This is a genomic window from Streptomyces sp. NPDC001508 (assembly GCF_040298665.1).
Lineage (GTDB): Bacteria > Actinomycetota > Actinomycetes > Streptomycetales > Streptomycetaceae > Streptomyces.
Window position 1 is genome coordinate 82870 of record NZ_JBEPAP010000019.1, and the last position, 17100, is coordinate 99969.

Here is a 17100-nt window from a genome sequence, read left to right on the forward strand (position 1 = left end):
CGCCCACCGCGGAAGATGGCGCACCCGTCAAGGGAAGCGGCGCACCCACCGCGGAAGATGGCGCACCCGTCAAGGGAAGCGGCGCACCCACCGCGGAAGATGGCGCACCCGTCAAGGGAAGCGGCGCACCCACCGCGGACGGCCGCACGCCCACCGCAGGAGGCCGCACGCCCCCCAAGGAAAGCGGCACACCCACCGCAGAAGGCGGCGCACCCGCCGAGGGACGCAGCGCACCCACCGCAGATGGCGGCGCACCCGCCGAGGGACGCAGCGCACCCACCGCAGATGGCGGCGGCACTGTGGAAGGTGGCGGGGGGCGTTGATCACCTTGCTTGTCATTGCCAAGGAGCCTCGGGCGGGTCGGGTGAAGACTCGGCTCACTCCGCCGTTCACGCCCCGGCAGGCGGCGGAGTTGGCCGAGGCCGCGCTCGCCGACACGCTGGCGGCCGTGGCGGACGCGCCGGCCGCCCGGCGCGTTCTCGTGCTGGACGGCTCGCCCGGCCGCTGGCTGCCGCCCGGCTTCGACGTCGTACCGCAGGGCGCGGGCGGTCTGGACGAGCGGCTGGCGGACGCCTTCGCCGGCTGTACGGGACCGGCCCTGCTGATCGGCATGGACACACCGCAGGTGACTCCGGCTCTGCTCACGGTGGACTTCGCCGGCTGCGACGCGTACTTCGGACCGGCCGAGGACGGCGGCTTCTGGGCGCTGGGCCTCGCAGTGCCCGCCCCCGAACTGCTCAGGGGCGTGCCCATGTCGACGGCACGGACGGGCGCGGTCCAGCGGGCCCGGCTCGTCGCGGCCGGTCTGCGGGTACGCGATCTGCCCCGGCTGCGTGACGTGGACACCGCCGCCGACGCCCGCGCGGTCGCCGCGGCGGCCCCGCGCGGGCGCTTCGCCGCGCGGCTCGCCCGGCTCGGCACGGGCACGGGCACAGGCACAGGCACAGGCACAGGCACGGTCACCGACACCGGCACCGGCACCGGCACCGGCACCGGCCGATGAGCGGTGCACCCGGTGCCTGCGCGCGGGTCGTCTCCCCGCCGTGGGGTGCCGAACGGCCCCTACGCGGACGCGCTGCGCACCGGCCGCGGTCCGCTCTGCCTGCGCCGCGGCGACGGCTGGTCGCTGCCGCTGGACGTGGAGCGCTGGTGTGCCGTCGCCGACGCGGTCGGCCCGCACCGCGCCCGCGAGATCGTCGCCGTACGCCCGCGGCGCCTCCTCGCTCAGCAGCGCGACCACCTTTGCCGCCCGCTCCGCGCCCACCAGCGGCGCCGCGTCGAGCAGCGCACGCCCCAGCCGGGGGTGCAGCCCCAGCCGGGCCAGCCGCAGCCCCCGCGGCGTCGCCCGGCCCGCCGGGTCCACCGCGCCGATCGCCGTCAGCACCTCGCGCGCCGCCGCCATCGCCCCGCCCGGCGGAGGATCCAGCAACGCGAGGCCGGAGGCGTCCGGATCGCCCCAGCAGGCCGTCTGAAGGGCGAACGCCGTCAGATCGGCCACCTTGATCTCCGGCGCCGGGAAGCGCGGCAGCCGCGCGTCCTCGGCCTGCGCCCAGCACCGGTACACCGTGCCCGGCGCCTCGCGCCCGGCACGGCCCGCCCGCTGCCGCCCCGCCGCCCGCGACGCCCGCAGCGTCGTCAGCGCGCTCAACCCGCGCGCGTGGTCCACCCGCGGCTCACGCGCGAGCCCCGAATCGACCACCACCCGCACCCCGGGCACCGTCAGCGAGGACTCCGCGACGGACGTGGCCAGCACCACCCGACGGCGTTCCCCGGGCGCCAGCACCGCGTCCTGCACCGCCGCCGGCGCCCGCCCGTGCACCTGGAGCACCTCGACGTCACCGAGGCCACGCAGATCCCCCAACTGACCGGCGACCCGGGCGATCTCACCCACACCCGGCAGGAAGCACAGCACGTCACCCGAGCGCTCCGCCAGCGCCCGCCGCACCACCGACGCCACATGCGCCGTCAGCGCCGGATCGACCCACAGGCCGTGCGGCGGCCGCACGGGACGCGCCGGAGGCGCCCACACCACCTCGACGTCGTACGCGGCGCCCCGCGCCTCGATCACCGGCGCACCGCCCAGCAGCCGCGCCCAGCCCTGCGCGTCCGTGGTCGCCGAGGCCGCCACCAGCCGCAGGTCCGGCCGCAGCGTCTCGCGCACGTCCCACAGGAACGCCGCCGCGGTGTCCGCGTCCAGATGCCGCTCATGGCATTCGTCGAGCACGACGACGTCGACACCGGCCGACTCCTGGTCCCGCTGGAGCCGCTGCAGCAGCACACCGGTGGTGACCACCTCCACGCGCGCGTGGCGCCCCACGACCCGCTCGCCGCGCACCGTGTAGCCGACGGAGCGTCCGACCTCCTCGCCGAGCAGCCACGCCATCCGGCGGGCCGCCGCGCGTGCCGCGATACGCCGCGGCTCGGCCACGACCACCCGGCGCGCCGGACCCTCGCCCAGCAGCCCGGCCAGCGCGAGCGGCACCAGCGTGGTCTTGCCGGTGCCGGGCGGCGCCACCAGGACCGCGGTGCCGTGCCCCGACAGGGCGTCGTCCAGCACGGGCAGGGCAGCGCGTACGGGCAGGGCGTCCAGGGCGTCGTAACGGATCACGCACCCCAGTGTCGTACGCCCGCGGAACCGTTCCTCACGCGCGTGTGCACCGGTCGCGCCCCACGCGCGTGTGCGTCAGCAGGCGCCTCGCCACGACGTCCGCGCCGGCCGGGTCGCGTGCACGCGCGTGTGTGCGTCGGCGCCGTCCCACGCGTGTGTGCGTTCAGTCCCGCTCGCAGACGAAGACCGCCGTACCCGGGACGAGAGCGCCCCGCAGCGGGGACCAGCCGCCCCACTCGGACGTGTTCCACGCCGGCCACTCCGGCTCGACCAGGTCCACCAGCCGGAAACCGGCGGAGGCGATGTCACGGACCCGGTCGCCGAGCGTCCGGTGGTGCTCGACGTACACGGCCCGGCCCTCGTCGTCCTGCTCCACGTAGGGCGTGCGGTCGAAGTACGACGCCGAGACCGTCAGCCCCTCCGGCCCCGGCTCGTCCGGGAACGCCCAGCGGATCGGGTGCGTGACGGAGAAGACGAACCGGCCGCCCGGCCGCAGCACCCGGCGCACCTCCCGCAGCACCAGCCGCGGGTCCGCCACGAACGGCAGCGCCCCGTACGCCGAGCACGCCAGGTCGAAGGAGGCGTCCGCGAACGGCAGCGCGGCGGCGTCGGCACACACCAGGGGAAACGAACCGCCGATGCGCAGCGCGTGCTGCAACTGGCGGTGCGAGAGATCCAGGGCCACCGGACGCGCGCCCTGCGCGGCCAGCCAGCGCGCGCACTGCGCCGCACCCGCCCCGATCTCCAGGACGGCCCTGCCCTTCAGCTCCTTCGGGGGGCCGAGCAGTTCGGCCTCCACCTCGTCGAGGCCCTCCGGCCCCCACACGAAACGGTCGTCCCCGAGGAACGTGCCGTGCTCGGCCTGGTACTCGTCCGCGTTCCGGTCCCACCAGCCGCGATTGGCGCGTGCGCTCTCCGCGACACCGGCCGCACGCCGGGTGGCCTCCGGCTCGAACGCTTCGGACTCTTGGATGATCGGCTCCCTCGTCGTACTGTTCCCTGCACCCCTGGGGGCGTGTCACGCACGGCGTGTAACGCAGCGTCACGGGGACCGGCGTGGCCTGGCTGGACGGTTCTTGTGCCGGGTATGCGGCGATCCGCCCCGGCTGTGCGCCTTCGTGCATTGACCCTGTCCGGCTGCCCCCGTATGCTACAAGTTGCGCTGCGGGCCTGCGCTCCTCAGACGTAGCAGGCTGCGCTCGCATCTGTTGTATGTCCCCTCGGTTGTCGAGGCGCCGTCGCCGGATTCCCGGTGAGGCGCTTCCTAGGCTGTCCGGCTTCTGCAGAGCGAAACGGGCTCCCGGCGTAAGCAGTACCTACGACTTCAATGTCCGTACCGGAGCCCTTTCCCACATGACGAGCAGCACCGAGACCACCGCCACCACCCCGCAGGTAGCGGTCAACGACATCGGTAACGAGGACGCGTTCCTCGCAGCGATCGACGAGACGATCAAGTACTTCAACGACGGCGACATCGTCGACGGCGTCATCGTGAAGGTCGACCGGGACGAGGTCCTGCTCGACATCGGTTACAAGACCGAAGGTGTCATCCCGAGCCGCGAACTCTCGATCAAGCACGACGTCGACCCGAACGAGGTCGTCGCCGTCGGTGACGAGATCGAGGCCCTGGTCCTCCAGAAGGAGGACAAGGAAGGCCGCCTGATCCTCTCGAAGAAGCGCGCCCAGTACGAGCGTGCCTGGGGCACCATCGAGAAGATCAAGGAAGAGGACGGCATCGTCACCGGTACCGTCATCGAGGTCGTCAAGGGTGGTCTCATCCTCGACATCGGCCTCCGTGGCTTCCTGCCCGCGTCCCTCGTCGAGATGCGCCGGGTCCGCGACCTCCAGCCGTACGTCGGCAAGGAGCTCGAGGCCAAGATCATCGAGCTGGACAAGAACCGCAACAACGTGGTCCTGTCCCGCCGCGCCTGGCTGGAGCAGACCCAGTCCGAGGTCCGCCAGACGTTCCTCACGACCCTCCAGAAGGGTCAGGTCCGCTCCGGTGTGGTCTCCTCGATCGTCAACTTCGGTGCCTTCGTGGACCTGGGTGGCGTCGACGGTCTGGTCCACGTCTCCGAGCTGTCCTGGAAGCACATCGACCACCCGTCCGAGGTCGTCGAGGTCGGCCAGGAGGTCACCGTCGAGGTTCTCGACGTGGACATGGACCGCGAGCGCGTCTCCCTGTCGCTGAAGGCGACCCAGGAAGACCCGTGGCAGCAGTTCGCCCGCACCCACCAGATCGGCCAGGTCGTGCCCGGCAAGGTCACGAAGCTGGTTCCGTTCGGTGCGTTCGTCCGCGTCGACGAGGGCATCGAGGGTCTGGTCCACATCTCCGAGCTGGCCGAGCGCCACGTGGAGATCCCGGAGCAGGTCGTCCAGGTCAACGACGAGATCTTCGTCAAGGTCATCGACATCGACCTGGAGCGCCGCCGGATCTCGCTGTCCCTGAAGCAGGCCAACGAGTCCTTCGGTGCCGACCCGGCCGCGGTCGAGTTCGACCCGACCCTGTACGGCATGGCCGCGTCCTACGACGACCAGGGCAACTACATCTACCCCGAGGGCTTCGACCCCGAGACCAACGACTGGCTCGAGGGCTACGAGAAGCAGCGCGAGGAGTGGGAGCGCCAGTACGCCGAGGCGCAGCAGCGCTTCGAGCAGCACCAGCAGCAGGTCATCAAGTCCCGTGAGGCCGACGCCGCTGCTGCCGCCGAGGGCGGCGAGGCCGCCGCTCCGGCCGCGTCCGGTGGCGGTTCGTACTCCTCCGAGGGCGCGGACAACTCCGGCGCGCTGGCCTCGGACGAGGCGCTGGCCGCGCTGCGCGAGAAGCTCGCCGGTGGTCAGAGCTGACCTGAGCGCTTGCCGCTGAGGCTGGGCAGTTGAAAGAGGGGCCGCACCTTTCGAGGTGCGGCCCCTCCGCCTTGCGAGCCCCCGGCAGCTCCGCCTTGCGAGCCCCCGGCAGCTCCGCGACTCACCGGCGTTGCCCCCGCCCTTGTAGAAACGTGCGGGATACACCAAGAACCGATGGCCCGTAACCGCCCATGGGGAGGCTTCCTCGGTCGTTCATGACCGAGATGGGAGCCTCCGACATGGCACAGCCTCAGCCCGGGTGGGGAACGAGTCGTCGTACCTTCCTGCGCAGCGTCGGCGTCGCCGGCGCAGCGGGAGCCATGTTCGCCGCCATGGGGGGCGCTCGGCCTTGCCCCCACCGCCGCCTACGCGGCCGAGAAAAAGACGCCGTTCCAGCCGCCCCGCCACAGCGACCACGCCTCCAAGATCGGCCTTGAGTACAGCAGCCGTTGGTGGGAGCGGACTTCAGGACCTTCGGGAGCATCACCGAGACCGACCTGGACCCGGGCACAGGGCCATGCGTACTTCGCCGGCGACTACCTGAGCTACCTGGACGCCTGGCAGCACGGTGCGATCACCTCCGCCCGCAAGGCCGTCACCGGGCTGCACCGGCGCGTGCTCGCCTGCTGCCCCCGTCCGACGCCTCGACACGGCGGCTCCACGCGGTCCCGGCACCGCCCGCAGCCGCCGCGACCGGACCCGGGAGGCGGGAATGCCCGCGTTCCCGCGGACGTTGAGCCGGGGGGAACAGAGGAGGAGCGGTCACAGTGCTTGATCCGCAGGGTTTGTACGCATGGGAGCCGAAGGGGCTGGCCGTCGTCGACATGGCGCTGGCCCAGGAGTCGGCCGGCCTTGTCATGCTCTACCACTTCGACGGATACATCGACGCGGGCGAGACCGGCGACCAGATCGTCGACCGGCTGCTCGACTCGCTGCCTCACCAACTCGTGGCCCGTTTCGACCACGACCGGCTCGTGGACTACCGGGCCCGCCGCCCGCTGCTGACGTTCAAACGGGACCGCTGGACCGACTACGAGGTCCCGGCCATCGAGGTCCGCCTCGTCCAGGACGCCACCGGAGCGCCCTTCCTGCTGCTGTCCGGCCCGGAGCCCGACGTGGAGTGGGAGCGCTTCGCCACCGCCGTACGGCAGATCGTGGAACGGCTCGGCGTCCGTCTGTCGGTGAACTTCCACGGCATCCCCATGGGCGTCCCGCACACCCGCCCCGTGGGCGTCACGCCGCACGGCAACCGCACCGACCTCGTACCGGGCCGCAGCCCCTTCGAAGAGGCCCAGGTGCCCGGCAGCGCCGAGGCGCTCCTGGAGTACCGCCTCATGGAGGCCGGACACGACGTCCTGGGCGTCGCCGCGCACGTTCCGCACTACATCGCCCGCTCCACGTACCCGGACGCGGCGCTGACCGTCCTGGAGGCCATCACGGCCGCCACCGGCCTGGTCCTGCCGGGCATCGCACACTCGCTGCGTACGGACGCGTACCGCACGCAGACCGAGATCGACCGGCAGATCCAGGAGGGCGACGAGGAACTGACGGCACTCGTCCAGGGCCTTGAGCACCAGTACGACGCCGCGGCGGGCGCCGAGACCCGGGGCAACATGCTCGCCGAACCGGTCGAGATCCCGTCGGCGGACGAGATCGGCCAGGAGTTCGAGCGCTTCCTGGCGGAACGGGAGGGCGAGGGCTGACGGGTCCCGGGGCGATCAGGTTCGGACCCGAGGGGTCTGAACGGTTCGAGTCCGGGGGCGTCTGAGCCTCTGCTCCTCTGAACCGGGGGTGTCTGAGTCTGTGCTCGTCCGAGCCGGGGGTGTTCGAGGCCGTGCTCGTCTGAACCAGGGGGTGTTCGAGCCCATGCTCGTCTGAACCCGGGGCGTTTGAACCTGTGCTCGTCCGAGCCGGGGGTCCGGGGGTCTGAGCCCAGGCTCGTCCGAGCCCGGGGTGTATGAGTCCGCCCGTTCTTGTGCGGGGCGGTTCGGGCCCGTCCGAGCCCAGAGCTGTCCGAGTCCGGGGCCGTTCGTGTGTGAGGCGGTTCGGCTCAGATCCGTCCGAGTCCGGGGGCGCTCGGGCCGCCTACGGGCAGCACGGGCGGCACGCCCTTTCGCGCAGCCGGCGCACGCAGCGCAGGCACGAGCGCTCCCGACACGAATGACGCCACCTTCGAAGGGCCCCCACCCCGATGGCCGGGCCCCGACCTCCCGCACGCAAACGGCCCGGACTCGGACAGCCCCGGCTGTAAAGGATCCCGTCTTGATCGGCCCCGGACACAGACGCCCCCGGACTCGGATCCCGACCCGCAGTGACCGGGGGCGGCCGGTCCGTCCCCTCCCATCCCGTCCGCCAAGCGCAGCGTCTAGGCTTCCGACCATGCTGAAAGTTGGCCTGACCGGCGGAATCGGCGCCGGAAAGAGCGAGGTGTCGCGGCTGCTCGTGCAGCACGGTGCCGTGCTGATCGACGCCGACCGCATCGCCCGCGAGGTCGTCGCGCCCGGCACCCCCGGACTCGCGGCGGTGGTCGACGCCTTCGGTGAGCGGGTCCTCGCCGCCGATGGCGGCCTGGACCGGCCCGCGCTCGGCGCGATCGTCTTCGCCGACCCCGAGAAGCTGGCTGTTCTCAACTCGATCGTGCACCCCCTGGTGGGTGCCCGTTCCCGTGAGCTGGAGAGCACGGCGGCCGATGACGCCGTCGTCGTGCACGACGTGCCGCTTCTCGCCGAGAACAGCCTCGCGCCGCTCTACGACGTCGTGGTCGTCGTGGACGCCGGCGCCGAGACCCAGCTCGACCGGCTCGTACGGCGGCGCGGAATGAGCGAGGAGGACGCACGCGCGCGTATGGCGGCGCAGGCGACCCGGGACAAGCGCCTGGAGATCGCGGACGTCGTCATCGACAACGACGTGTCCCTCGACGCCCTGCGGCGGCGCGTCGCCGAGGTGTGGGCCGACCTGGTCCGCAGGGAACACGCCCACCGCGCGGACGCCGCAGGGGCAGCCGGGGAATAGCATGCGCCCGACGGGGCGTTGAACGGTCTCTGCGAGGGAAGGAGTGTGCCGTGCCCGAGACCAGCGGATCACCCGGACGTACTCCGGAAACGCATGTCATCGACTTCCGTGCCGCCGAGCATCTGCTCAACGCACGGGATCCGCGGGGCGCGGTGAAACTGCTCGACGGAGTCATCGCCGCGCACCCCGAGAACACGGCCGCTCGTCTGCTTCGCGCGCGTGCCTTCTTCGCCGCCGCGCAACTGCGGCCCGCCGAGCTGGAGTTCACCATCGTCCTGGAACGAGAGCCGGACAACGCGTTCGCGCACTTCGCTCTCGCCCGCACTTACGAGCGCCAGGGCCGCCGTGACCAGGCCAAGCGGCACTTCCGGCTGGCGGCGGCGCTCGACCCGAACCCGCAGTATCTGAAGGCGGCGCAGTTCGATTCCTGAGCCCGGGGCCTGAGGGCTCCTGAGCCCGGGGGCGCCTGAGTGCCGGTGTCGCGGGAAGCGGCGGGGCCGTGCATGCCGGTGCCCCCGATGGTCACGGGTGCCGGTGCAGGGGAGGGCGGCGATACCGCGGCCGGCGCTGCGGCGGGCGGCGGTAGGGCGGCGGGCTCTCTGCCGGAGGGTACGGCGGTACATCGCGGCCCGGCTGGTAGTGCGGCCCCTGCCGGATATGCCGGACGATCACGAGCAGGTCGATCGTGGTCACCAGCCACAACGCTCCGCAGGCAATGGCCCAGCCCGTCCGGCCCAGCAGCGCGAACACCGCCGTTCCGAAGATCGCCCAGGCCACCCCCCATACGCTCAGCCAGAACCGCGCCCGCAGAGCACTGCGCGCGGTCGTCGGCTCACTGCCCGTACGCATCGAGATCACCACTCCTGATTGCAACGTACTCTTCGATGCGGACGCCGACCAAGTGCAACGGTCGAGGTCTCCGAGCGGACGCCGACCGGCGGCTTCGCCGTGCCGACCGGCAGCGGTCCGCCGTGCCGACCGGCGCGGGAGACCTGTCTGACCTGCTGCTCGACCTGGCGTGCCCGGGATCATGGCCGTCCAGCGCGGGCGACGGGCCGCGGCGGGTGTGGGCAGCGCACCGGCCCGTCCACTCGAACGGGTGAACCGCTGCGTCATGGGAACGGGTGTGCGGCGTCGGGCCGTTGTTCGGGCATGACGGCTGAAATGCGAGAGGGATACGAGGGCACGGGGCCCGGTGCGATCACCCCGGACGGCTGCGCGGTGGAGCTCTACTCGCGCCTGCCGGTCGGTGACGAGCCGGACATCATCGCCGCGGCCGTGCCGGTCGGGGCGAGCATCCTGGAACTGGGCTGCGGCGTCGGACGTGTGACCCACCCCCTGCTGGAGCGCGGCTTCATGGTCACCGCGGTCGACGAGTCCGCGGAAATGCTGGAGCGCGTCCGCGGGGCGCGCACCCTATGCAGTCCGATCGAGGATCTGGACCTGGGTGAGACGTTCGACGTCGTGATGCTCGCGTCGTTCCTGGTGCACGCCGGGGACATAGAGGTGCGGCGCGGCCTGCTGCGCACCTGCGCCCGGCATGTCGCGGAGGGCGGCTGCGTGCTGATCCAGCGGGAGGGCGAGGACTACCACACGAATCTCCCGAGGGAGCGGGTCGATCCGAGCGGCTACACCGTGCGCATGGTCTCGGCCGAGCCGGTCGGCGACGGGGTGAACTCGGTGCACGCCGAGTATGTGTTCCCGGACGCGGTCTGGACACAGAGGTTCCTGGCCCGTCCGCTGACGAAGGAACAGTTCGAGGAGGCACTGGCGGAGGCCGGACTGGAGGTGGACGAGTATCTGACACCGGACCGGGTGTGGGTCAGAGCGGTCCGGACGGCCCAGGGCTGTGACCGCACCGGGTTCGCCGGACGGCGATGAGTTCCGTGTCGAAAAGGGGTCTGCCTCTGTGACAGCGACCAGGACGTTTCAACGGGAGAACCCATGTCCGAGATCAGTGCCTCCGGCACGTCCGCCACTGACACCTCCTCCGGTACGGTCATCGCCGAGTCCGCGACCCCGCGTGGCCGGCGCGCCCGTGCCGCCCTGTTCGGCCTGCAGATGCTGCTCGCGCTCTTCTACGCCATCGCCAGTGCCCTGCCCAAGCTGATCGCGCACTCCTCGGCCGCCGAGTCCTTCGACCAGATCGGCTGGGGCAACACCGGCATGTACATCATCGGTGTGCTCGAACTGGCCGGGGCCGTGGCCCTGTTGATACCGGTCCTGCAGTCGGTGGCGGCCATGGCGCTGGGCGCGCTCATGGTAGGGGCGTTCGTCGTCCAGCTCACCGCCTTCGACGGGGAGAACGCGGCGACCCCGCTCATCCTGATCGTGCCCCTGGCCCTCATAGCCTGGGCCCGACGCGGGCGCAACGCGGACCTGCTGCGACTGGTGCGCCGACAGGCATGACCAGGGGGTTATCGGGGTCCTGGGGGGCGGTTGCCGAGGCTGCGCAGGGCCCGCAGTCGTTCCAGTTCGCGGCGGTCCCGCTTGGTGGGACGGCCGGCGCCGCGGTCGCGCACGCCCGCGGGGGCGACGGCATCCCGAGGCGGGGGAGGCGGCGAGTTGTCGACATAGCACTGAACCGCCACGGGGGCGCCGACCCGCTTGCGGATCAGGCGCTTGACGATGACGATCCGCTCCCGGCCCTCGTGCCGCAGCCGCACCTCGTCGCCGACGCGCACGGAGTACGCGGGCTTCACACGCTCGCCGTTGACGTGGACGTGGCCGCCACGGCAGGCGGCGGCGCCCAGCGAGCGGGTCTTGATCAGACGGACCGCCCAGATCCAGCTGTCGATGCGGACGGTTTCGCCCTTTCCCGGACCGGCCGCCTGGGCGGCGGCCACCGCCGCGGCGACCTTGGGGTCCATGGTGTCCGCGGCGGGCGCGTCCGATGAGCCCTCCGGCTCGGCGTCGGTCCGCGCGGGAAGGTCCTCGGCCGGGGCGTCGGCCCGGGCACCCGTCCGGGGGCCTGTCGGGGAGCCGGACCGCTCGGTCCCATGGTCGCCGTTCACGTCCGCATCCTCGGAAGCCATGCCCCGACCTTAGCTCGCCGGACCGGGGAGCACGGCAGCGTTTTCCTGCCCGCGGCTGCCGGACGCCGGCTGTCGGCTGCCCGCGGCGTGGTGCCCGCTGCCCGGGGTCGGTCGGTCGCCCTATGCCGTCTGCTGCCCAGTGCCGGCTGCTCGCGCCCGCCGTACGGCGCCCGCTGTCTGTGCCGTCCGCCGTTTCCGTCCATGGCGGCGGGTGTGGCCGTTCGACGGGCATACCGTGGGGGCATGGACAGCAGTGGCCTCGACGCTCTCGACCGGCGCATCGCCGACTGCCGGGCCTGCCCGCGGCTGGTCGCTTGGCGCGAGGAGGTGGCCCGGACCAAGCGCGCCGCCTTCGCCGACTGGACGTACTGGGGCCGCCCGGTGCCCGGCTACGGACCGTCCGACGCCCGGCTGCTGATCCTCGGGCTGGCGCCCGCCGCGCACGGCGGGAACCGGACCGGCCGCATGTTCACCGGCGACCGCTCGGGCGATGTGCTGTACCGGGCCCTGTACGACATCGGGCTGGCCTCGCAGCCCACGTCCGTGAGCGCCGACGACGGTCTGGAACTGTACGGCGTGCGCGTCACCTCGCCCGTGCACTGCGCCCCGCCCGCCAACCGGCCGACGCCCGCCGAACGCGACACCTGCCGCCCCTGGCTGGTGCGGGAGCTGGGGCTGCTGCGGCCCACCCTGCGGGCGGCGGTCGTGCTGGGCGCCTTCGGCTGGCAGGCCGCGCTGCCCGCATTCGCCGCGACGGGCTGGACGATCCCGCGTCCCCGGCCGGCCTTCGCGCACGGCGCCCGGGTGTCCCTTGAGGGGCTGGACCTCTTCGGTTGCTTCCACGTCAGCCAGCGCAACACCTTCACCGGGCGGCTCACGCCCGAGATGCTGCGGGAGGTGCTGCGCACGGCGGCGGACGCGGCCGGGTTGCCGGGCCGCAAATGAGAGGACAGGCCCGCCGCGGGGTCGTTACGGTGCCCCGGTGAGCCTCTATCCGGAGATCGAACCGTACGACCACGGCATGCTCGACGTCGGCGACGGCAATCTCGTCCATTGGGAGACCTGCGGCAATCCGCGCGGCAAGCCAGCGGTCATGCTGCACGGCGGTCCGGGCTCCGGCAGCACCCCGCACCTGCGCCGCTACTGCGACCCGGCCGCCTATCGCATCGTGCTGCTCGACCAGCGCGGCAGCGGCCGTTCGACGCCGAGGGCGAGCGCGTACGGCACCGACATGAGCGTCAACACGACGGCCCATCTGATCGCCGACCTGGAACTGCTGCGCCGGCACCTCGGGATCGAGCGGTGGCTCGTGTGGGGCGTCTCCTGGGGCTCGGTGCTGGGGCTGCGGTACGCGCAGACGCATCCGGAGGTTGTGTCCGAGCTGGTGCTGGCCGGGGTGGCGACCGGCTCCAACGCCGAAGTGGCGCTGCTGACCCGGGGGTTGGGGAAGATCTTCCCCGAGGCGTTCGAGCGGTTCCTGGCCGGGCTGCCCGAGGGCGAGCGGGACGGCAACATCGCCGCCGCCTACCACCGGCTGCTGGAGTCGCCCGACCGGGCCGTGCGGGAGCGGGCGGCGCGCGCCTGGACCGACTGGGAGACGGCGATCGTTCCCGCGCCGCCGCGGTCGGTCGAACGGTATGAGGACCCGGAATTCCGGATGGGCTTCGCCCGCACGGTCACCCACTACTGGGGCAACGACCACTTCCTGGGCGAGGGCAACGACACGGGCGTCGTGCTGCGCGACGCGCACCTGTTGAAGGGCATCCCGGGGACCCTCGTCCAGGGCAGTCTCGACCTGGCGAACCTCGTCGGGATGGTCTGGCGGCTCCATCACGCCTGGCCCGGCAGCGAGTTGGTGATCGTGGACGAGGCAGGCCACAACGCCGGCGCGCCGGGCATCGTGGACGCGGTGGTAGCAGCGACGGACAAGTACACAGCGCCCACGTACTGATCACGCCCGCCGCACACAGGCTCCCGCCGGTCCCCGTCGATCCTCGATTCCAGCCGATCTCCGCCTCTCGCCGATCCCCGCGGAAACGCACCGCGCCGCACCCGACGTCCCGTTCGCCCGCCGGAGCCGCCCATGCTGTCCGATCCTGACCAGACGTTTCTGGACACCATCGCCGACCGCCTTGCTGCGCTTACCGCCGTTCGGGCTGTGGCGCTCGGCGGCTCCCGGGCCCAGGGCATCCACCGGCCGGACAGCGACTGGGACCTCGCCGTCTACTACCGGGGCCGCTTCGACCCCGCGGAGCTGCGCGCCCTCGGCTGGCCGGGCGAGGTGTCAGAGATCGGCGACTGGGGCGGCGGCGTCTTCAACGGCGGCGCCTGGCTGACCATCGACGGCCGGCGCGTCGATGTGCACTACCGCGACCTGGACGTCGTCGAGCATGAACTGGCAGAGGCTCGGGCCTGCTCGTCGCCGAACTCGCGATCAACACGGTGCTGCGGGGAGAACTGCCGCGCCCCGCGGCCTACCCGCCGAAGCTGCGCCGCACCGCCCCCGAACACTGGCGGGGCACTGCCCGCGCCACCCTCGCCTACGCCAAGGCCAACCACGCGCCGCTCGGCCGCCTCACCGAGGTTGCCGGCGCCCTCGCCGTGGCCGCCGCCCAGACCGCCCACGCGGTGCTCGCAGCCCGCGGGGAATGGGTGACCAACGAGAAACGGCTGCTGGAGCGGGCAGGACTGCGCGCCGTCGACGACATCGTGACCGATCTGGACGGCGCCGGTCCGGTGGCCGGGATCGAGCGGGCCGAGGCCCTTTTCGAAGAGTCGGTCGCCGTGGCCCGCGCCATGGCCGCCGGCCCGGCCGGCGATGACGGCCGGCCCGCAGAATAATCGTTCGAAATAGCTGAGTTGACGCTGTTAGCGTTTTCCCGTGGCGAAACTCAACCAGATCATCGCAGTCGAGAAGGGCATCAAGTCCAAGGCGCACCAGGACCTGACGGCCGCTCATCACGGGCTGCAGAAGCCCGCGTTGTTGGCGGGCATCTCCCGGACGTACCAGCCGAAGGACGAGGAGGGCGAGCAGTTGCCGCCCGAGTCGACGCGGGTGCAGGTCAAGGCCGAGGATGTGCTGCGGGAGACCGCGGCGACCCTGACGCGGCTGTTCGACGTGACCGCCACCAAGGACTGGGCCAACTGCACCGCGCGGGCGGATGTGACGGTGGACGGGCGGGTGCTCGTCGCCGACGTCCCCGTGTCCTACCTGCTGTTCCTGGAGAAGCAGCTCGTCGACCTCAACACCTTCGTGCGGAAGCTGCCGGTGCTCGACGCCTCCGAGTCATGGGTGCAGGACCCGTCCACCGACGCCTGGAAGACCGAGCCGGTACGGACGCTGCGTACCAAGAAGGTGCCGCGCAACCACGTCAAGGCGGAGGCCACCGACAAGCATCCGGCCCAGGTCGAGGTCTACCACGAGGACATGCCCATCGGATACTGGACCACCGTGAAGTTCTCCGGCGCGCTTCCCGCCCGCCGCGTCAACGAACTCCTCGACCGGGTCGAGAAGTTGCAGCAGGCCGTGAAGTTCGCGCGGGAGGAGGCGAACGGCGTCGACGTCGTCGACCAGCGGGTCGGTGACGCCGTGTTCGGTTACCTCTTCCGGTAACCGCACCATGTAAGACTCCCCGGTCCTGGTGACCGGGGTGCGCGAGGAGCGCAAGCTGAAGCTGAAGCTTGTCGTGACTGCGCGGTTCCAGTGGAGGTTCGAGTCCTCCCCGCGGCATCCATGGACCATCCCCGTGCCGCGGTGGCCCAACCGGCAGAGGCAGACCGCGATCAATCTCAGACTCTCGCTCCAGACTCAGCATTCGCCGTCGATCGCCGGATCGACCGGGCCCAGGCCCCAGGGCGTCGAGATGCCGGTTCAAGTCCGGTCCGCACAGCTCGATGTGCGGTGGTCCAAAGGCAGGACGCGACGACATAACGACTGACCTGGACCCTCAAGCGTGCCGGCGTGTGATCGTGGACGGCATTTCCAGGGCCCGGGGGCAGGCTACGCCCCCGGGTCCGCTCCCGTTCGGCCGGACGAACCGACCGGGACCCGCTCCGGCCACGCCGTGGTGTTCAGCACGACGAGAGCACCAAGGGGGCCTCCGGACAAGGAACACCCCCGTGCACCTGTCACCGAGTTGGAGCGCGGCAGACGGCATCTCGGGCCCACGGCCCCAGAACTGCCGCTCGCGGGCTGATGGCCGCAGCCGGCCGGTCGTCGGCGCCTGCGCGCCTGCCCCGCCGGCCACCGCGGCGCCCCGCCCCGCCGGTTCGCCCCGACCGCCGCCCCGTCCGGCGGCCGACGGTGCCGCCTTCAGGAGTACGCCACCCGCGCACCCGCTTCTTTCTAGGCTGTGCCTCATGGATCTAGCGGACGGCCTCCTCGACCACCCGTACGACGTGTACCGGCGGCTGCGTGACAGCGCGCCGGTGCACCGCATCACCGGCCCCGACGGCACCCCCGCCTGGCTCGTCACCCGTTACGACGACGTACGCGAAGCCCTGGCCGACCCCCGGCTCGCGCTCGACAAACAGCACGCCTCGGCGGGCACCTACAAGGGTTTCTCGCTGCCACCCGCACTCGACGCCAACCTGCTCAACATGGACCCGCCCGACCACACGCGTGTGCGCCGCCTGGTCGGCCGGGCCTTCACACCGCGCCGCGTGCAGCGGTTGCGCGCGCCGATCCGGCGCACCGCCGACACGCTGCTCGACGCGCTCGGCCCGCACGGCGTCGCCGACCTCGTCGCCGCCTACGCCGCACCCCTGCCGATCACCGTCATCTGCGACCTGCTCGGCATTCCGGACGAGCACCGGCTCGACTTCAGGGTCTGGACGGACAGCCTCGTCGCCCCCGACCCGGCACGGCCCGAGGCCGGCAAGGAGGCCGTGGTGGCGATGCTGGGGTACTTCACCCGGCTGCTGCGCGACAAGCGTGCCGAGCCGGGCGACGACCTGCTCTCCGACCTGATCGCGGTGCGCGACGACGGCGACCGGCTGAGCGAGGACGAACTGATGTCCCTCGCCTTCCTCATCCTGTTCGCCGGCTACGAGAACGCGGTGCAGCTCATCGGCAACTCGGTGCTCGCCCTCCTCAGCCACCCCGAGCAGCTGGCCGCGCTGCGCCGGGACCCCGGCCTGCTGCCGGGCGCCGTCGAGGAGTTCGCCCGCTACGAGGGGCCCGCGCTGCTCGCCATCCGCCGCTTCCCGGTCGAGGACGTCACGATCGGCGGGGTGACCGTGCCAGCGGGCGAGACGGTCTGGGTGTCACCGGCAGCCGCCAACCGCGACCCCGACCGCTTCCCCGACCCCGACCGCCTCGACCTCGGCCGTGACGCCGGCGGACATCTCGCCCTCGGCCACGGCATCCACTACTGCCTCGGCGCTCCGCTGGCCCGCGCGGAGACCGAGATCGCCCTGGCCGCGCTGCTGGAGCGGTTCGCGGATCTGGCCCTCGCCGACGGCGAGTTGCGGTGGCGCCGGTCGCTGCGCGCGCGGGGGCTGGTCGCGTTGCCCGTGACCTACTGATTGCGGCGCCCGTGCCGCGCGGTGGAGAAAAATCCGCCGCGCTGCGATGAGTTCCGCCCGGCCCACCGGTCA

The 17100-nt window shown here is 72.2% G+C and carries 15 protein-coding genes and 3 pseudogenes; 14 read left to right on the top strand and 4 right to left on the bottom strand.

The genetic code is table 11. From position 1 onward, the window contains the following. Positions 1-319 precede the first annotated feature (319 nt). Positions 320-1003 carry a TIGR04282 family arsenosugar biosynthesis glycosyltransferase gene (locus ABT245_RS19255; protein WP_351735055.1) on the top strand — a complete coding sequence of 228 codons (684 nt, stop codon included), beginning with the start codon at positions 320-322 and terminating at the stop codon, positions 1001-1003. 148 nt (positions 1004-1151) lie between these two features. Beyond that, a complete protein-coding gene (locus tag ABT245_RS46130) occupies positions 1152-1472 on the top strand; it encodes a hypothetical protein (RefSeq protein WP_502982151.1) in 321 nt (106 codons plus the stop codon). Positions 1473-1639: 167 nt separating this feature from the next. On the opposite strand, the pseudogene ABT245_RS19260 reads toward ABT245_RS46130, so the two are convergent. Continuing rightward, a pseudogene (locus tag ABT245_RS19260) lies at positions 1640-2608 on the bottom strand (DEAD/DEAH box helicase); the annotation flags it as partial. Between the two features lie 163 nt (positions 2609-2771). Further along, positions 2772-3584: a class I SAM-dependent methyltransferase gene (locus ABT245_RS19265; protein WP_351735149.1), complete on the bottom strand. Its 813-nt coding sequence runs from the start codon at positions 3582-3584 to the stop codon at positions 2772-2774. Positions 3585-3961: 377 nt separating this feature from the next. On the opposite strand from ABT245_RS19265, the gene rpsA reads away from it, so the two are divergent. The 5 genes and pseudogenes from rpsA (at position 3962) to ABT245_RS19285 (ending at position 8898) form a co-directional block, all read left to right on the top strand. Next, complete coding sequence (rpsA, locus tag ABT245_RS19270) at positions 3962-5455, top strand: 30S ribosomal protein S1 (protein WP_351735057.1); 1494 nt, start codon at positions 3962-3964, stop codon at positions 5453-5455. Between the two features lie 513 nt (positions 5456-5968). Next, positions 5969-6076, top strand: a pseudogene (locus ABT245_RS46135) (FAD-dependent oxidoreductase); the annotation flags it as partial. 146 nt (positions 6077-6222) lie between these two features. After that, positions 6223-7158, top strand: coding sequence for a PAC2 family protein (locus ABT245_RS19275; protein ID WP_351735059.1), 936 nt, complete (start codon positions 6223-6225; stop codon positions 7156-7158). A 676-nt stretch (positions 7159-7834) separates the two neighbouring features. Continuing rightward, positions 7835-8467, top strand: a complete 633-nt coding sequence (gene coaE, locus ABT245_RS19280; protein ID WP_351735061.1) for a dephospho-CoA kinase — start codon at positions 7835-7837, stop codon at positions 8465-8467. 50 nt (positions 8468-8517) lie between these two features. After that, complete coding sequence (locus ABT245_RS19285; protein ID WP_351735063.1) at positions 8518-8898, top strand: tetratricopeptide repeat protein; 381 nt, start codon at positions 8518-8520, stop codon at positions 8896-8898. Between the two features lie 91 nt (positions 8899-8989). On the opposite strand, the gene ABT245_RS19290 is transcribed toward ABT245_RS19285, so the two are convergent. Next, on the bottom strand, positions 8990-9316 hold the full coding sequence (locus ABT245_RS19290; RefSeq protein ID WP_351735065.1) for a DUF6343 family protein: 327 nt from the start codon (positions 9314-9316) through the stop codon (positions 8990-8992). A gap of 315 nt (positions 9317-9631) precedes the next feature. Here ABT245_RS19290 and ABT245_RS19295 point away from each other — a divergent pair, with 315 nt between their 5' ends. Together ABT245_RS19295 and ABT245_RS19300 are read left to right on the top strand one after the other, a co-directional pair. Continuing rightward, positions 9632-10348, top strand: coding sequence for a class I SAM-dependent methyltransferase (locus tag ABT245_RS19295; RefSeq protein ID WP_351735067.1), 717 nt, complete (start codon positions 9632-9634; stop codon positions 10346-10348). Between the two features lie 63 nt (positions 10349-10411). Next, positions 10412-10876 (top strand): DoxX family protein, encoded by a 465-nt coding sequence (locus ABT245_RS19300; RefSeq protein ID WP_351735069.1) that lies wholly within the window; start codon positions 10412-10414, stop codon positions 10874-10876. 8 nt (positions 10877-10884) lie between these two features. On the opposite strand, the gene ABT245_RS19305 is transcribed toward ABT245_RS19300, so the two are convergent. Continuing rightward, positions 10885-11502, bottom strand: coding sequence for an RNA-binding S4 domain-containing protein (locus tag ABT245_RS19305; RefSeq protein WP_351735071.1), 618 nt, complete (start codon positions 11500-11502; stop codon positions 10885-10887). 243 nt (positions 11503-11745) lie between these two features. Between ABT245_RS19305 and ABT245_RS19310 the strand changes: the two genes are divergently transcribed. The 5 genes and pseudogenes from ABT245_RS19310 to ABT245_RS19330 all read left to right on the top strand — a co-directional run bounded on the left by ABT245_RS19310 (position 11746) and on the right by ABT245_RS19330 (position 17028). Continuing rightward, positions 11746-12447, top strand: a complete 702-nt coding sequence (locus ABT245_RS19310) for a uracil-DNA glycosylase (RefSeq protein WP_351735073.1) — start codon at positions 11746-11748, stop codon at positions 12445-12447. A gap of 37 nt (positions 12448-12484) precedes the next feature. Continuing rightward, entirely contained in the window at positions 12485-13453 is a 969-nt protein-coding gene (gene pip, locus ABT245_RS19315; RefSeq protein WP_351735075.1) for a prolyl aminopeptidase, read from the top strand. 132 nt (positions 13454-13585) lie between these two features. Then, a pseudogene (locus ABT245_RS19320) lies at positions 13586-14343 on the top strand (nucleotidyltransferase domain-containing protein). Positions 14344-14383: 40 nt separating this feature from the next. Beyond that, on the top strand, positions 14384-15115 hold the full coding sequence (locus tag ABT245_RS19325; protein WP_351735077.1) for a DUF7873 family protein: 732 nt from the start codon (positions 14384-14386) through the stop codon (positions 15113-15115). Between the two features lie 746 nt (positions 15116-15861). Next, a complete protein-coding gene (locus tag ABT245_RS19330) occupies positions 15862-17028 on the top strand; it encodes a cytochrome P450 family protein (protein WP_351735079.1) in 1167 nt (388 codons plus the stop codon). Positions 17029-17100 lie beyond the last annotated feature (72 nt).